Origin of the sequence: Pseudomonas sp. NBRC 111131 (assembly GCF_001320525.1) — a bacterium.
Taxonomy (GTDB): Bacteria; Pseudomonadota; Gammaproteobacteria; order Pseudomonadales; family Pseudomonadaceae; genus Aquipseudomonas; species Aquipseudomonas ceruminis.
Map to the genome: position 1 here is coordinate 283,584 of NZ_BCBH01000002.1, position 15,143 is coordinate 298,726.

The window sequence follows — 15,143 nt, forward strand, 5'->3', positions numbered from 1 at the left end:
CCGCTGCCTTCCGGGTCCCGAGCATGCAACCTGCCAGCAAACTCCAACAGAATCACTTGCTGGCGGCCTTGTCGGCGCAAACGCTCAGCCGCCTGGAGGCGGACCTGGAACGGGTGAGCCTGGCCTTGGGCGAGGCGATCTACGAGTCGGGTGACACCCTGCGCCATGTCTATTTCCCGACCGATGCGATCGTCTCATTGCTGTATGTGATGGAGAATGGCGCCTCGGCGGAAATCTCGGTGGTGGGCAATGAAGGGCTGGTGGGCATTGCGGTGTTCATGGGCGGCGAAAGCACACCCAGCCGTGCGATCGTGCAAAGCGCCGGGCACGCCTATCGCCTGCCCACCCAAGCCCTGAAGGATGAGTTCAACCGCCATGGCGAGCTGATGATGCTGATGCTGCGCTACACCCAGGCGCTGATCACCCAGATGGCGCAGACCGCAGTGTGCAACCGGCACCATTCCATCGACCAGCAACTGTGTCGCTGGCTGCTGCTGTCACTGGATCGCCTGCCTGGCGACCAGCTGCGCATGACCCAGGAACTGATCGCCAACATGCTCGGCGTGCGCCGTGAGGGTGTGACCGATGCCGCCGGCAAACTGCAGCGATTGGGGGTGATCGAGTACAGCCGCGGCCACATCAAGGTATTGGACAGGGCCCACCTGGAACAGCTCAGTTGCGAATGCTATGCGGTGGTCAAGAAAGAAACCGAGCGCCTGCTGCCCTACTTGCCGCCGGCGCGCCCTGCCCGTTCCTGAACCCTGCGAGGGGGCTGCCGGGGCAGCCCCGAAACGTTGACGCCAACGCCTTATGGCCGCATTTTCTGCCAGGGCTGATAGCTGTACCGCTCCGCCTCAGACGCCCGCGACGGGTCGGGGTGGCCAGAGCCACGTTCGCTCTCTCTGCTCAGTGTGTCGTCTACATGATCGTCGCGGTCTTCTGCCTGGGGGCGTTGGTCTTCCTCGCTATCGTCTTCCCCGGTTGGCCAGTCTTCGTCCTCACCCGGTTTGGCGACTGGGGGCTCGATCTCTGTGAAGCTCTTGCCAGTGGTCATACGCACCTCTCAATGCCCAGAAGTCCTGAGCTCCTAGAGTGTGCGCCTTGTCCACCGCGGTAGGTTTTATATCGGACCAACTGACCTGCCCCGGCCCGGGCTATACCACGCGGCGGGCATCCCGGCGCACCGCTTGCGGCGGCACGCCAAAGCCCCGCATGAACACCTCGCGCATATGCCGACGGTCTCTGAAGCCGGTTTCTCTGGCCACGGTATCCAGGCTGTGACGGCTCTGCTCGATCATCAGGCGGGCCGCTTCCAGGCGCAGGCTTTCCACGGCCCTGGCAGGCGACTGCCCGGTTTCGGCGGTGAACACCCGAGCGAACTGTCGTGGGCTCAGGTGCACGACCTGGGCCAGTTCTTCGACGCTCAGCGGCCGGTTCAGGTGCCTGCGGGCGTAATCCAAGGCGCGTTGGATCCGGTCGGACTTCGGCGCCAGGGCCAACAACTCCGAATGCTGCGACTGCCCACCGGAGCGCCGCTGATGCATGACCATCTTGTGCGCGACCGAACGGGCAAGCTCCACACCCAAGTCCGTTTCGAGCATGCCCAGGGCCATGTCCAACGCTGCGGTCATGCCTGCCGAGGTCCATACCGGTCCGTCGACGATGAAGATGCGGTCTTCTTCCACCACCACCCTGGGGTGCGCCTGCTGCATCGCCTTGGCATACGCCCAGTGCGTGGTTGCGCGGCGGTTGTCCAGGACCCCGGCCTGGGCCAGCACGAAGGTGCCGGTGCAAAGCCCGGCGGTACGCCGGGCACTGTCGACGAAGCCGCGCACCTGGTGCAGCACCTCATCGCTGGGTGGCGTCAGCGGCGTGAGCGTGCCGGCCACCATCCAGGTATCGGCAAGGCCAGCAGCGGTGAGCGGCAACGTCTCGATGTGCATCCCTAGGGAGGAACGCACCGGCCCACCGTGCAAGGAATAGTTCTCGACCCGGTATACCCCTGCGCCAGCGGCAATGTTGGCGAGCTCGAAAACGGTCTGGGTCGCCAGCGACATGATCTGGAAACCCTCGGGGATCAGATAACCGACTCGGTGCATGCCTGGGCTCCCATTTCAAATGTCCTGAAACACTACCTTATGCGTCATTCAAGACATTCGCAATGCCCGGCATCATGGCTTCAACCCCAACAACGGAGCTTGACCATGACACAGACTCACACAGGCACCGCGCTGATCACCGGCGCATCCACCGGCATCGGTTCGGTCTATGCCCAAGCCCTGGCACGCCGCGGTTATGATCTGGTGTTAGTCGCTCGCAACCGCGACCGCCTCAACGCACTTGCCACTCGCATCACCAACGACACCCAGCAACACGTCGAAGTGTTCCCTGCCGACCTGAGCCATGCCCAGGACCTGGCCCGCGTGGAGCGCAAACTGCGCGAAGATGCCAGCATCACCTTGTTGGTGAACAATGCCGGTATCGGCACCCACACCCCGCTGTTGGACAGCGATGTCGAGCGCATGGCCCAGATGATCGGCCTCAACATCACTGCCCTCACCCGCCTGACCTACGCGGCGGTACCTGGGTTTGTCGCCCGGCAACAGGGCGCGGTGATCAACATTTCTTCCGTTGTCAGCCTGGCGCCCGAGCTGCTCAATGGCGTGTATGGCGCCAGCAAGGCCTACGTCACTGCGTTCAGCCAGTCGCTGCACAAGGAGTTGGCCGGGTTGGGCATCCAGGTGCAGGCGGTTCTGCCCGGTGCGACCGCCACGGACTTCTGGCAGATCGGTGGCCTGCCGGTGGAAAACCTCGACCCGGCGATCGTGATGTCGGCCACGGACTTGGTTGACGGAGCGCTCCAAGACTTCGATGAGCGTGTGCTGATTTCCATCCCCTCCTTGCATGACCTGCAAGCGTTCAATACCTACGAAGCGAGCCGCCAGGCCTTGATCGGCCAGCTTTCCAACAACCAGTTGGCACCGCGCTACAACGGTAAGTGAACAGCCACCGTTGCCAGGGAAGGCCGCCGGCCAATTTTCACTCCAATACTGAAAGTCTTTCTCTGATTCCCCTGTTTTTGCGATAGACCAAGGCGATTAGGCTGACAACATCCCTGCTGTGTAAAGGATCTAGCCCCATGAAAGCCATTGTATTCGAGCAACCCGGCTTGCCAATCGACGACCCGAAGGCCCTGTACGAAGTGGACGTGCCGCAACCGAAGCCCGGTGCCCGCGACCTGTTGGTCGAAGTGCACGCCATCGCCGTCAACCCGGTCGATACCAAGGTGCGCGCACGCAGCAGCGCTGGCCAGCCCCAGGTGCTGGGCTGGGACACGGTCGGTGTCGTGCGCCAGGTCGGCAGTGAAGTGGCGTTGTTCCAGCCGGGTGATGAAGTGTTCTACGCCGGGGCTATCGATCGCCCGGGCAGCTACAGCGAGTTCCACCTGGTCGATGAGCGCATCGTTGGGCACAAGCCGCGCACGCTGGACAACGCCAGCGCTGCTGCCCTGCCCCTGACCTCGATCACCGCCTGGGAACTGCTGTTCGACCGGCTGGGTGTGGAGGAAGGCGGTGGGAAAGGGCAGCGCCTGCTGGTCATTGGCGCGGGCGGTGGCGTGGGTTCCATTCTGGTCCAGTTGGCTCGCCAGCTTACCCAGCTGACGGTGATCGGCACAGCGTCGCGGTCAGAAACCCAAGCCTGGGTGCGCGAACTCGGCGCCCATCATGTGATCGATCACAGCGCCTTGCTGGCACCGCAGTTGCAGGCGCTGCAGCTGGACACAGTCGACCATGTCATCAGCCTGACCCACACCGACACCTACCTGCCGCAGATCGTCGAGGTGCTTCGCCCCCAAGGGCAACTGGCCCTGATCGATGACCCGGCGCAGCTGGATGTGATGCCGCTCAAGCGCAAATCGTTGTCGCTGCACTGGGAGCTGATGTTCACCCGTTCGCTGTACAAGACCGAGGACATGATCGAACAGCACCGCCTGCTGGAACGGGTCGCCGCGCTGGTGGACGACGGCGTGCTCAAGACCACCCTGGGTGAGCACTTCGGCACCATCAATGCCGCAAACCTCAAGCGCGCCCACGCCGTGATCGAAAGCGGGAAAGCCAAGGGCAAGATCGTGCTGGAAGGTTTCTGACCCCCAGCGGCGTGCCCTTTGAGAGGTTCGGCGCGCCGCTGAGCTTGCTTCAGATTCATCGTATACAAAACAAGGTAATTCTGTTTACATTATGCCGCGCCTACGACAACGGTAATCGCCGTTGCGTATAGCGACAGGCACAAGCCATGCACTTCCCCAACCTGCTCGCCCCCTTTGAGCACCGTGCGCCAATCGCCGCATTCGCCGTTGCCCCATTCTCCTGCCTCACCCACCGCCGCCTTGCACCGAGCTTGTGTGCTTCGGCGCCGCCGCGCGCTCGGCGGCTCTGACCGGCCCGGCTGCCCACGCCGTGTTTACACACAGCGCCTGGTTTCCAGGGTTTGGCTCCAAATCGAAAACCGGGCGTCTGCACAGACGAATTGCAACCCGTCCCATCACGGGAAAGGAACACCAATGCCCAAGACTTTGCTGATAAAAAACGCCGAACTGCTGGTGACGATGGACGGCGAACGCCGCGAGATCAAACGCGGTGGCGTGTACATCGAGGACAACCTGATCAAGCAGGTCGGCCCCAGCGACGAACTGCCACAACAGGCCGACGAGGTACTGGACATGACCGGGAAAGTGGTCATTCCAGGCCTGGTCAACACCCACCACCACATGTACCAGAGCCTCACCCGCGTGGTGCCGGCCGCGCAGGACGGCGAGCTGTTCAACTGGCTCACCAACCTGTACCCGATCTGGGCCCGGCTGACCCCTGACATGATCGCCGTGTCGACCCAGACGGCAATGGCCGAGCTGATGCTGTCGGGCTGTACCACCTCCAGTGACCACCTGTACATCTACCCCAACGGCTGCAAGCTCGACGACAGCATCCATGCCGCCGCGCAAATCGGGATGCGCTTCCATGCCGCCCGCGGCAGCATGAGCGTGGGGCGCAGCCAGGGTGGCTTGCCGCCGGACTCGGTGGTGGAAACGGAAAGCGCGATCCTCAAGGAGTCGCAGCGCCTGATCGAGGATTACCACGACGCCAGCCATGGCTCGATGCTGCGTGTGGTCGTCGCGCCCTGCTCGCCCTTCTCGGTCAGCCGTGACCTGATGCGCGAGGCCGCAGTCCTGGCTCGCAGCTACGGGGTGTCGTTGCACACCCACCTGGCCGAAAACGTCAATGACATCGCCTACAGCCGCGAAAAATTCGGCATGACCCCGGCCGAGTACGCCGAGGACCTGGGCTGGGTCGGCCACGACGTCTGGCACGCCCACTGCGTGCAACTTGACCAGCACGGCATCGAGCTGTTCGCCCGGACCGGGACCGGTGTGGCCCACTGCCCCTGCTCGAACATGCGCCTGGCCTCGGGCATCGCGCCGGTGCGCAAGATGCGCGACCACGGTGTACCGGTGGGCCTGGGGGTCGACGGTTCGGCGTCCAACGATGGCGCCAGCATGATCGGTGAAGTGCGCCAGGCCCTGCTGCTGCAGCGGGTCGGCTTCGGCCCTGATGCGATGACCGCGCGCGAGGCGCTGGAAATCGCCACCCTCGGCGGTGCCAAGGTACTCAACCGCAATGACATCGGTGCCCTGGCCCCGGGCATGGTCGCCGACCTGGTGGCCTTCGACCTCGGCCATGTGGCCTATGCCGGCGCCCTGCACGACCCACTCGCTGCCCTGGTGTTCTGTACCCCGACCCACGTCGACACCAGCGTGATCAACGGCCGCGTGGTGGTCAGAGGTGGCCGCATCACCACGGTTGACCTGCCCGTGGTGCTGGAGCGCCACAACCGCCTGGCTCGGCAACTGGTTACCGGCGAGTGACCGGTGCGGGCCGGTGCGCGCCACCACGGGCGCAACGGCCCGCAGCCAATTGTGTACATACCGTTCCACAACCGCGACTGAAACCGTGCTGCTAGACGCATTACAAAAACAAAAGCGAGCTATCCACCATGACTTCTCCCGCTACACCTCGTCCGGAAGACGAGAACCTCGGCGCCAGCGCCAACCTGGCCTATGGGCTGCAGCATGTGCTGACCATGTATGGCGGCATCGTCGCCGTACCGCTGATCCTCGGCCAGGCAGCCGGCATCGCTGCGGCAGACATCGGCCTGCTGATCGCCGCCTCACTGTTCGCCGGCGGCCTGGCGACCTTGCTGCAGACGCTGGGCATCCCCTTCTTCGGCTGCCAGCTGCCGTTGGTTCAAGGGGTGTCCTTCGCCGGCTTGGCGACCATGCTCGCGATCATCGGCAGTAACGGCTCGGTCGGCCTGTCTGTGGTGTTCGGTGCGGTAATCACAGCGTCGTTGATCGGGCTGCTGATCACGCCGTTATTCTCGCGCATCATCCAGTTTTTCCCACCGCTGGTAACGGGCATCGTCATCACCACCATCGGCTTGACGCTGATGCCGGTTACCGCGCGCTGGGCCATGGGCGGCAACAGCCAGGCCGCCGACTTCGGCAGCACGTCGAACATCGCCCTGGCGGCGTTCACCCTGGCCACCGTGCTGTTGCTCAGCAAGTTGGGCAGCGCCAGCATTTCGCGGTTGTCGATCCTCCTGGCGATGGTCATCGGCACCTTGGTGGCGACGGCGTTCGGCATGACTGATTTCTCCCGCGTGCTCGATGGCCCACTGGTTGCGCTGCCGCAAGTCCTGCCGCTGGGCGCACCGCAGTTCCAGGTCGCGGCGATCATCTCGATGCTGATCGTGATCATCGTGACCATGGTCGAAACCTCCGCCGACATCCTTGCCGTAGGCGAGATCATCGGCACCAAGGTGGACGCCAAACGCCTGGGCAACGGCCTGCGGGCGGACATGATCTCCAGCGTCCTGGCGCCGTTGTTCGGCTCCTTTACCCAGAGCGCCTTTGCGCAGAACGTAGGGCTGGTCGCCGTAACCGGCGTGAAAAGCCGTTATGTGGTCGCCAGCACAGGGTTGATCCTGGTAACGCTCGGGCTGCTGCCGGTGATGGGCCGGCTGATTGCCGCAGTGCCTACCGCCGTGCTCGGGGGTGCCGGCGTGGTGCTGTTCGGCACCGTCGCGGCCAGCGGCATCCGCACCCTGGCGCAGGTGGACTACCGCAACAACATGAACCTGATCATCGTCGCCACCTCGATCGGCTTCGGCATGATCCCGATCGCGGCACCGGGCTTCTATCACCACTTCCCGACCTGGGTCGAGACCATTTTCCACTCGGGTATCAGCTCGGCAGCGATCATGGCCATCTTGCTCAACCTGCTGTTCAACCACCTGCGGGCCGGCAATTCCGACCAGCAGTCGGTGTTCGTCGCCGCCAGTGAACGCACCCTGCGCTACCGCGACATCGCCGGGCTCAACGAAGGTGATTTCTTCCGCGATGGCAAATTGTTCGACTGCGACGGTAACGAGGTGCCGATCCTGGAGGCCGATGATGACCATCCAGAGACCGCGACGCCGCGCAGGAAGCGCCCCGAGCAGGTGCACTGAACGAAAAAAGCGACGCACAAGCGTCGCTTTTCTACCACCGCTGCAACCTCCAGGGGATCAGCCCGCTTCCACCCGCGCGGCGCTGGCGGCCTTGCGCAGGCTCCAGGTGCCCCATGCCAGGCCAAGCACCGCTGCGGTCACAGACCCCGACAACACGCCAAGCTTGGCGGCGCCCAAGGCGCCTGGGTCAGCGAAGGCCAGGTTGGCGATGAAGATCGACATGGTGAAGCCGATACCCGCCAACAGGCCGATCAGGGTGATACCGCGCCAGGTCACCCCTGCCGGCAATGCGCACCAGCCCAGGCGCACCATCAGCCAGCTGACCGTGATGATGCCCAGCGGCTTGCCGGCGATCAGCGCCACGGCCACAGCAACCATTACCCAGAACGAGCCGTCGGCACTCAGGTCGACACCCGAGAGCCCCACGCCGGCGTTGGCCAGGGCAAACACCGGCATGATCACGTAGGCCACCCACGGGTGCAGGCTGCCCTGCACGCGAATGACCGGCGGTACCATTTCACGCTGCGCCAGGCGCAGGTGCTTCAACGGGCTCAACAGGTCGCCGGCATCGGCCTGTGGGGCTTTCGCGTGGCCAAGCAGCTCGTTGGTGAATCGGTTGACGGCATCCAGTGGGCGCTCGCCCAACGGCATGGCCCTGACCGGTGTCATGAGGCCGAGAATCACACCGGCCAAGGTCGGGTGGGCGCCGGTCATCAACATCCCCACCCAGGTGATGGCGCCTGGAATGACATAGGCATAGGCCGAACCAATGCCGACCTTCTGCATGCCGACCACCAGCAGCAGGCCGATGGCGGCCACGCCAAAGCCGCTGTAATCAAGGCCACCTGAGTAGAAGAAGGCGATGATCAGCACGGCGATGATGTCATCGATGATCGCCAGGGCCAGCAGGAATACCCGCACATTCGAAGGGATCGACTTGCCCAGCAAGGCCAGCACACCCACCGCAAAGGCGATGTCGGTGGCCGTGGGCACTGCCCAGCCTTGCTGCTCGGCAGGTGCATGGCTGAACGCCAGGTAGATCAGCGCCGGTACAGCCACACCGCCAACGGCCGCCGCCATGGGCAGCGTGGCCTGACGCAGGCTGGACAGCGCACCTTCATGAATCTCGCGACGGATTTCCATCCCCACCACCAGGAAGAAGATGGTCATCAGGCCATCGTTGATCCAAAAATGCAGGGACTGGGAGAACACCAGGGAACCGACACCCAGGGTCACCGGTGTATGCCAGAGGGCGTCGTAGCTGTGGGCGGCTGGCGAGTTGGCCCAGATCAGCGCGGCCACGGCAGCGATCAGCAGCACGATGCCACTGACGGCCTCGATGTGCAGAAAACGCTGAAAGTTGGCCAACGCGCGTTGGGCGATTCGCTGGGCACGGGGCATTACATGTTTTTGCATGGGCGCAAGCACTCCCGCATGGCGGCCCGACCTGCGTAGTTATTTAACCTGCATCACTGCATCATGCAGCTAGCACCCGCGGGCATTCTAGCGGATAACCTGCCCTTTCTCCAACAGACGCCCGCTCGGCTCACGGCCCCGGGCACCCCGCTGCGCTGGCCCGCACGGCGCTGGCCAGCTTCTGCAGGTTGACCTGCTGGGCGTCGACGAGGCTGGCGATGCTGTTCTGCGCCGGGGTCTGCACCGAGGTCCGGCAGGTCAGTTCGTCCTGGCCCTGGCGCTTGAGCCGCCATACCGCATCCAGCAGCGCGTACTGGCCAGGCACGGTGTCGAAACGCTGCACATCCACGCGCAACACAGCCCGCGGCAAGCCGCCTACCGGCCCGCCCAGCTGGTCTTGCAGGGCGCTGCGAAACTCATCCACCAGGTTGGCGCCCCACCATTCGGTTTCAAGGATTACCAGGCTGCTTGCGCCCTGGCGTATCACCAGTTGCGGGCGGTCCACCTGGGGCGGCAGGCTGACGCGCTCGACCTGGAACCTTTCCCCCGTTGCACGGCTCGGCTGCGCTGCGACCAAGGTGTGGTAGTTGTTGGGCGCACTGCTGCAGCCCGCGGTCAGCACCACCAGCAGGGCCAGCAACAGGGTTGGCAGCGTGCGCATCGGCTCTCTCCTTGGGCGTGGTCAGGGTTTCACATCGTCCGCGCCTGCCGCCTTCGGCCGGCCACGGATGATCGATTCGGGGTGGCGGCCGAGGTAATCCGCCAAGTCGCGCAGCGAACGTGACATGCGCTCCAGTTCCTGCAGCGTGTCGCCCAGTTTTTCGCGTTGCGGCGAGTCGTCGGCGATCGCCGAATTGGCTGTGCGCAGGGTTTTCTGCAGCTCGTCCAAGGTGCGGGTGACCCCCGGCAGGGTCTGCCCATCGACGCGCTTGACGGTACGGCGCAGCTCGCGCAAGGTGCCGTCCAGGTTACTGGCAATGCTCTCCAGCGGCAGCTTGGCGATGCGATCGAGCACACCCTGCAGTTGCTCTTGCAGTTTTTCCAGGCTGCCGGGCACGGTAGGGATGACGATGGGGTCGGCGCCCCTGTCGAAGGCGACCTTCGGCACGTCCGGATAAAAGTCCAGGGAGATGAACATCTGCCCGGTGATCAGGTTGCCACTGCGGGCCTGGGCACGCAGGCCATGCTCGACGAAGGTACCGATCAATCGCCGGGCCCCGGCGGTGTCACCCTCGGTATGGTTGAACACCTTGAGCATTTTCTGGTGCACCGGGCCCAACCGCTGGGGGTAAACGGCCGCATCGACCACCACCGGGAATATTTGCTTTTTCGGGTCGTAGTCCAGCGTGATCGACGTCACCCGGCCGAACTCCACCCCCTTGAACTCCACCGGCGCGCCCACCGACAGCCCGCGCATCGACTGGTCGAAACGCAGGCGCAGGTACTGGGCCTTGCCAGAGGGCGGTGCGAGGGCCGTGTCGCGGTCGGCGAACAGTTCGAACGCCTGCTGGTCGGCCGCAGGCGCGGCGGTGGCGGCGTAGTCGGGCGTACCGAAGGCCAGGCCCCCCATCAGGATCGAGGAAAACGACTGAGTCTCGACCTTCAAGCCGTTGGCGCCGATCTGCATGTCGATGCCACTGGCATTCCAGAACCGCGTATCGAGCGTGACGAACGCGTCGTAGGGCGACTGCACGAAGACATCGATGTCCACCCCACGGCCGTCCTCTTGCAGGGCATAGGACACCACTTCGCCCACCGGGATCCTGCGGTAATAGAGCGACGAGCCGATATCCAGCGACCCCAGGTCGCTGGCGCGGAGCACGAAGCGCTTGCCCTTCTCGCCGTAGGTGATGGGCGGCGGCGATTCGAGGCCGGTGAAGTGTTTCTCGGGGGCTTTCGACTCGCCAGCATCGGCGCCAATAAAGCTCCCTGACAGCAGGGTATCGATCCCCGATACGCCCCCCGCGCCAATTCGCGGGCGCACCACCCAGAAGCGCGCACCTTCGGTGGCGAACGATTCCGCCTCCTTCGACAGCTCGACCTTGGCCACTACGCCCTTGCGATCGGGGGCCAGCTCCACCGAGCTGACCTCGCCAATCACTACGCTGCGGTAGCGCACTTGGGTCTTGTGTGCCACCAGGCCCTCACCGGTGCGAAACGAGATCGAGATCACCGGCCCCTGTTCCATCCAGTTGCGCACCACCAGCGAGGCCCCTACCAGCAGCGCCAGGACCGGCACGATCCACACCAGTGACACGTTCAAGCGCCGCGTGCGCACTTGCGCCTGGCCGGGCTCGGCGTCCCTCTCAGTTTCCAGCGCCATCACCGTGCTCCCTGTCGTGTGGGTGGTCGTCCCAGATCAGGCGTGGGTCGAAGCTCATGGCAGCCAGCATGGTCAGCACCACCACCAGGCCGAAGAACAGAATACCCGGCCGCGGTTCGATGGTGCCCAGGCCACGCAATTGCACCAATGCAGCTACCAGCGCCACCACCATGACGTCGAGCATCGACCAGTAGCCAATCAGCTCGACGAAACGAAACAGCTTCGAGCGCTGGCGACGCGCCCATTGACTGCGCCGCTGGGCGGTGAACAGCAACAGCCCCAGGGAAACGAACTTGATTGCCGGTACGCCGATGCTGGCGATGAAGATGATCAGGGCAATGTCCCAGGCACCGGCTTCCCAGAACTCCAGTACCCCGCCCACGATGGTGCTGTCACTGCCCTGCCCGAGCATCTCGGTGCGCATCACCGGCAACGCATTGGCTGGCACGTAGAAAATCAATGCCGCGATCAGGAAGGCCCAGCCCCGGGCAATGGGGTTGGCCTTGCGCCGGTGCAACGGTGCGCCGCAACGCCCGCACTGCTGAATGCCCGCATGCAGCTTGCAGGCCTGGCCACACCCATGACACAGGCACAGGTGCAGCGCCTCGGCCAGCGCCGGCGCGCTCATACCTGCACCCACAGGTCACGGATATCACGACCGGCGATGAAGATCAGCAGCAGGCTCAGGGCCGCCAGGGCAACCAGCCCTATGCCGGGAATCACATCGAGCAACCCCGCCAACTTGATCACCGCCACCATCGCACCCAGCAGGCACACCTCAAGCATGCTCCACGGGCGCAGGCCTTCCAGCGCGCGCATGCAGCTGGCAAAGCCCGGTGCGCGGCGCCCCTTGAGCGCAAAACAGAGCACCCAGCACAACAGGGTTATCTGCAGCACCGGCGCGAAAATGATTGCCAGCGCCAGCACCAGGGCGATGAAGGTGATGCTGCCGTGGCTGAGGATCATCACCGAATCCCACAAGGTGGCCGAATTGCTCAAGCCCCCCATGCTGATGGTCATCACTGGGTAGGCATTGGCGAACACCAGCAGCACGCCCCCAGTCAAGCACAGCGCCAGGCGCTGCTGCACATTCAGCGGGTTGTGCCGGTACAGCACGCCGCCACAGCGCAGGCACAGCGCGCTTTGGTGCCGTTGCAAAGGCGCACGCTGGTACACCGCGTCGCAGTATTCGCAAATGATCAAGTCATCCGCCTGGGCCATATCCAGTCCTGGCAGGCACCCCGGCCCATGCGAGCAGCACATGGCAGCGCAAATGCCTGCATTCACCAATGAGTCCATCAAGAAGACAGCTACATGGCAGGCAAGACTAGTCAATTTCCAGGCTTCATGCCTGTATTGGCCCCATCAGGCTTTGCTGAGCTCGCCAATCTTCTCCAGCCGCGCCCGCACGATGTTGCGGCTGATGTTCAACAGGCGCCCGGTCTGCAGCTGGTTCCCGTGGCAATAGCGGTAGGCCTCACGAAACACCGTTTCCTCGATGTGCTCGTAGAGGTTGGCGATGTTCTGCTCGAACAGGGCGTGCAGCGCGCTTTGCAGGCTGGGCGGCACGGCGCTCGCCGCAGGCAGCCCGGCGGGCACGGCCGCCGCCTGGGGTAGCGCTTGCGGGCGCATGTCCACCAGGTGCAGATCGCCCGGTGCCACCACCTGCTGCCGGCACACCAGCAGGGCATGGTGGATGGCGTTTTCCAGCCCGCGGATGTTGCCCGGCCAGCTGTGCGCCAGCAGCTTGCGTTCCGCCTCAAGGCTCAGTGATGCGCGGTCATAGCCCAGGCGACGGCAGTGCTCCTCGATGAAGAACTCCGCCAGCGGCAGAATGTCGCCAGGCCGCTCGCGCAGCGGCGGCAGGCGAATGGTCGCGACGTGCAGGCGGTAGAACAGGTCTTCGCGAAAATGCCCGGCCACCACCGCATCGGCCAGGTTCACGTTGGTCGCCGCCACCAGGCGCACATTGATCGGGATCGGCGTGCGCGAGCCTAGCCGCACCACTTCGCGCTCCTGCAACACCCGCAGCAGCTTGACCTGCATGTTCAGTGGCAGGTCGCCGATCTCATCGAGGAACAAGGTGCCGCCGTTGGCCGCTTCGAACCAGCCAGCCTTGTTCGAGGTGGCACCGGTGAACGCGCCTTTCTCATGGCCGAACAGCTCGCTCTCGACCAGGGTTTCGGCGAACGCGCCGCAGTTGACCGCAACGAACGGCTCGCGCCCCCGGCGGCTCAGGTGGTGGATATGACGGGCCACCAGCTCCTTGCCGGTACCGGTCTCACCGATGATCAGGGTGTTGGCTTCGCTTGGCGCCAGGCGCTCGATGCGGCTGAGCAGTTCCTGGGAGCGTGGGTCCTTGAACACAAGCACGGTGGCACGCACCGACTTGGTCAGCTCGCGGGCATTGGGATGGGTGATCAGCGACATGGGGGCTTTCCTGGCAGTTGAAGCGCGCCCTCATAGTGCATGAAACAAATTAGATCAAAAACGTATTAATTAGTATTTGAATATTCCATTCAGAACTATTCGAATTTTCAACACCGGGTTGCTGCCAGAGCAGCAATCGAGCAGCAGTGCCTTGCCTGCCGATCAGCAACCCAGCGTCCCGCCATCGCACCGCCCGCCCTACTGCAAGCCTCGCCACACAAGGGCTACAGCCTTATTTGCGCGACATGGCATGTATTTCGCTCCAGGCCCTGCAAATGCCTGGGGCGCTCAAACATGCGGCCTGGGCCTGTTGAACCCCTGCCTGGAGCTGCACATGATCAAACCCTGGCGTCACGGCCTTGCCCTGCTGGGCGGCCTGTTCCTGAGCCTGAGCGCACTGGCCGCCGATTCACCGGCCGCAGTACGCATTGCCATCGTCGCCTTTACCCAGGGCGGGGCGCCGGTGTTCGGCGGCATTCCCGGCCGCGTGATTGAGGACGGCTGGCTGGAGCAACAACTGGCGGCCCGCGGTGTGAAACTGCAATGGACCGCCCTGCCCCATGCCGGCGCCGGGCCGCAGATCAACGAAGGCTTCAGCAACAACAGCCTCGACTTCGCCGTACGCGGCGATTTGCCCTCGGTCATCGCCGGGGCCGGCCACGTGCCGGGCAAGCTGATCGTGCCCGGTGGCAGCGGCAACAACATCTACTTGGTGGTACCCGCCGGCGCCTCCGTGCACAGCATCCAGGACCTCAAAGGCAAGCGCCTGGCGCTGCACCGCGGTCGCCCATGGGAATTTGCCTTCAGCAATTACCTTGCAAGCCAAGGGCTGAAGCTCGCCGACTTCAAGATCGCCAACCTCAACCCGCAAGTGGGCGCAGCGGCCGTAGCGGCCGGCAAGGTCGATGCGGCAGTGCTGCTCAACGAGGCCTACGCCCTGCAAGACAAAGGCGTGGCACGCATTCTCTGGTCCACCAAGCAGGGCGCCAACGACTGGCGACTGGTTTCGGACCTGTGGGGCACCGACACGTTCGTCGAACAGTACCCGCAGCTCACGCAACTGGTGGCCACGGCCTGGGTTCGTGCCGCCTGGTGGATCTCCCAGGAGCAGAACCGCGATGGCTATTACGCGCTGTCCTCCCGTGCCGGTGTCAGCGAAAGCGTCCTGCGCCGTGACGACCAGGACGACCCGATCGCCTGGAAGACCCGCTGGGCTCCCAAGAGCGACGCCCAGCTCAAGGCCCACTACGACGCCCTGGGCCAGTACGCCCTGGACAACCGCCTGATTCGCGCGCCCTACGACATCAGCAACGACCTGGCCACCGGCTTCACCCGCCAGGCGCTGGTCGACTTGCAACTCACTCATTACTGGCCGTCGCTGGACGCCCAACTCAGCCAACAACCTTAAGAG

Annotated in this window: 14 protein-coding genes; 6 read left to right on the forward strand and 8 right to left on the reverse strand. The window is 64.2% G+C overall.

The features are described from left to right. The first annotated feature begins 23 nt into the window (after positions 1-23). The gene (locus APH34_RS03360) at positions 24-758 is read left to right on the forward strand and encodes a Crp/Fnr family transcriptional regulator (RefSeq protein ID WP_054899755.1); all 735 of its coding nucleotides are present in this window, start codon (positions 24-26) and stop codon (positions 756-758) included. Positions 759-808: 50 nt separating this feature from the next. On the opposite strand, the gene APH34_RS03365 is transcribed toward APH34_RS03360, so the two are convergent. Together APH34_RS03365 and APH34_RS03370 are read right to left on the reverse strand one after the other, a co-directional pair. Next, a complete protein-coding gene (locus APH34_RS03365) occupies positions 809-1,054 on the reverse strand; it encodes a hypothetical protein (protein ID WP_054899756.1) in 246 nt (81 codons plus the stop codon). 100 nt (positions 1,055-1,154) lie between these two features. Beyond that, a complete protein-coding gene (locus tag APH34_RS03370; protein ID WP_054899757.1) occupies positions 1,155-2,099 on the reverse strand; it encodes a GlxA family transcriptional regulator in 945 nt (314 codons plus the stop codon). A 105-nt stretch (positions 2,100-2,204) separates the two neighbouring features. Here APH34_RS03370 and APH34_RS03375 point away from each other — a divergent pair, with 105 nt between their 5' ends. The 4 genes from APH34_RS03375 (at position 2,205) to APH34_RS03390 (ending at position 7,563) form a co-directional block, all read left to right on the forward strand. Continuing rightward, complete coding sequence (locus APH34_RS03375; protein WP_054899758.1) at positions 2,205-3,002, forward strand: SDR family oxidoreductase; 798 nt, start codon at positions 2,205-2,207, stop codon at positions 3,000-3,002. Between the two features lie 137 nt (positions 3,003-3,139). After that, positions 3,140-4,147: a zinc-binding alcohol dehydrogenase family protein gene (locus APH34_RS03380; RefSeq protein ID WP_054899759.1), complete on the forward strand. Its 1,008-nt coding sequence runs from the start codon at positions 3,140-3,142 to the stop codon at positions 4,145-4,147. Positions 4,148-4,561: 414 nt separating this feature from the next. Further along, complete coding sequence (locus tag APH34_RS03385) at positions 4,562-5,920, forward strand: 8-oxoguanine deaminase (RefSeq protein ID WP_054899760.1); 1,359 nt, start codon at positions 4,562-4,564, stop codon at positions 5,918-5,920. 128 nt (positions 5,921-6,048) lie between these two features. Next, on the forward strand, positions 6,049-7,563 hold the full coding sequence (locus APH34_RS03390) for a nucleobase:cation symporter-2 family protein (RefSeq protein WP_054899761.1): 1,515 nt from the start codon (positions 6,049-6,051) through the stop codon (positions 7,561-7,563). Between the two features lie 57 nt (positions 7,564-7,620). Here the strand turns inward: APH34_RS03390 and nhaA are convergent, their stop codons facing one another. From nhaA to APH34_RS03420, 6 genes are all read right to left on the reverse strand, one after another. Continuing rightward, positions 7,621-8,979 (reverse strand): Na+/H+ antiporter NhaA, encoded by a 1,359-nt coding sequence (nhaA, locus tag APH34_RS03395; RefSeq protein WP_054899762.1) that lies wholly within the window; start codon positions 8,977-8,979, stop codon positions 7,621-7,623. Between the two features lie 130 nt (positions 8,980-9,109). Then, entirely contained in the window at positions 9,110-9,640 is a 531-nt protein-coding gene (locus APH34_RS03400) for a membrane integrity-associated transporter subunit PqiC (protein WP_054899763.1), read from the reverse strand. A 21-nt stretch (positions 9,641-9,661) separates the two neighbouring features. Further along, positions 9,662-11,302: an intermembrane transport protein PqiB gene (locus APH34_RS03405; protein WP_054899764.1), complete on the reverse strand. Its 1,641-nt coding sequence runs from the start codon at positions 11,300-11,302 to the stop codon at positions 9,662-9,664. Continuing rightward, entirely contained in the window at positions 11,286-11,930 is a 645-nt protein-coding gene (locus APH34_RS03410; protein WP_054899765.1) for a paraquat-inducible protein A, read from the reverse strand. Before APH34_RS03410 ends, APH34_RS03405 begins: the two co-directional genes overlap by 17 nt. Further along, on the reverse strand, positions 11,927-12,523 hold the full coding sequence (locus APH34_RS03415; protein WP_054899766.1) for a paraquat-inducible protein A: 597 nt from the start codon (positions 12,521-12,523) through the stop codon (positions 11,927-11,929). Before APH34_RS03415 ends, APH34_RS03410 begins: the two co-directional genes overlap by 4 nt. A 144-nt stretch (positions 12,524-12,667) precedes the next feature. Continuing rightward, positions 12,668-13,732, reverse strand: coding sequence for a sigma-54-dependent Fis family transcriptional regulator (locus APH34_RS03420; protein ID WP_054899767.1), 1,065 nt, complete (start codon positions 13,730-13,732; stop codon positions 12,668-12,670). 334 nt (positions 13,733-14,066) lie between these two features. On the opposite strand from APH34_RS03420, the gene APH34_RS03425 reads away from it, so the two are divergent. Next, positions 14,067-15,140 (forward strand): PhnD/SsuA/transferrin family substrate-binding protein, encoded by a 1,074-nt coding sequence (locus APH34_RS03425; protein WP_054899768.1) that lies wholly within the window; start codon positions 14,067-14,069, stop codon positions 15,138-15,140. The last annotated feature ends 3 nt before the right edge of the window (positions 15,141-15,143 follow it).

Excerpts from the sequence above, each read along its gene's own strand:
- APH34_RS03360 (WP_054899755.1), top strand. The coding sequence starts at position 24 with ATGCAACCTGCCAGCAAACTCCAACAGAATCACTTGCTGGCGGCCTTG.
- APH34_RS03365 (WP_054899756.1), bottom strand. The coding sequence starts at position 1,054 with ATGACCACTGGCAAGAGCTTCACAGAGATCGAGCCCCCAGTCGCCAAA.
- APH34_RS03370 (WP_054899757.1), bottom strand. The coding sequence starts at position 2,099 with ATGCACCGAGTCGGTTATCTGATCCCCGAGGGTTTCCAGATCATGTCG.
- APH34_RS03375 (WP_054899758.1), top strand. The coding sequence starts at position 2,205 with ATGACACAGACTCACACAGGCACCGCGCTGATCACCGGCGCATCCACC.
- APH34_RS03380 (WP_054899759.1), top strand. The coding sequence starts at position 3,140 with ATGAAAGCCATTGTATTCGAGCAACCCGGCTTGCCAATCGACGACCCG.
- APH34_RS03385 (WP_054899760.1), top strand. The coding sequence starts at position 4,562 with ATGCCCAAGACTTTGCTGATAAAAAACGCCGAACTGCTGGTGACGATG.
- APH34_RS03390 (WP_054899761.1), top strand. The coding sequence starts at position 6,049 with ATGACTTCTCCCGCTACACCTCGTCCGGAAGACGAGAACCTCGGCGCC.
- nhaA (WP_054899762.1), bottom strand. The coding sequence starts at position 8,979 with ATGCAAAAACATGTAATGCCCCGTGCCCAGCGAATCGCCCAACGCGCG.
- APH34_RS03400 (WP_054899763.1), bottom strand. The coding sequence starts at position 9,640 with ATGCGCACGCTGCCAACCCTGTTGCTGGCCCTGCTGGTGGTGCTGACC.
- APH34_RS03405 (WP_054899764.1), bottom strand. The coding sequence starts at position 11,302 with ATGGCGCTGGAAACTGAGAGGGACGCCGAGCCCGGCCAGGCGCAAGTG.
- APH34_RS03410 (WP_054899765.1), bottom strand. The coding sequence starts at position 11,930 with ATGAGCGCGCCGGCGCTGGCCGAGGCGCTGCACCTGTGCCTGTGTCAT.
- APH34_RS03415 (WP_054899766.1), bottom strand. The coding sequence starts at position 12,523 with ATGGCCCAGGCGGATGACTTGATCATTTGCGAATACTGCGACGCGGTG.
- APH34_RS03420 (WP_054899767.1), bottom strand. The coding sequence starts at position 13,732 with ATGTCGCTGATCACCCATCCCAATGCCCGCGAGCTGACCAAGTCGGTG.
- APH34_RS03425 (WP_054899768.1), top strand. The coding sequence starts at position 14,067 with ATGATCAAACCCTGGCGTCACGGCCTTGCCCTGCTGGGCGGCCTGTTC.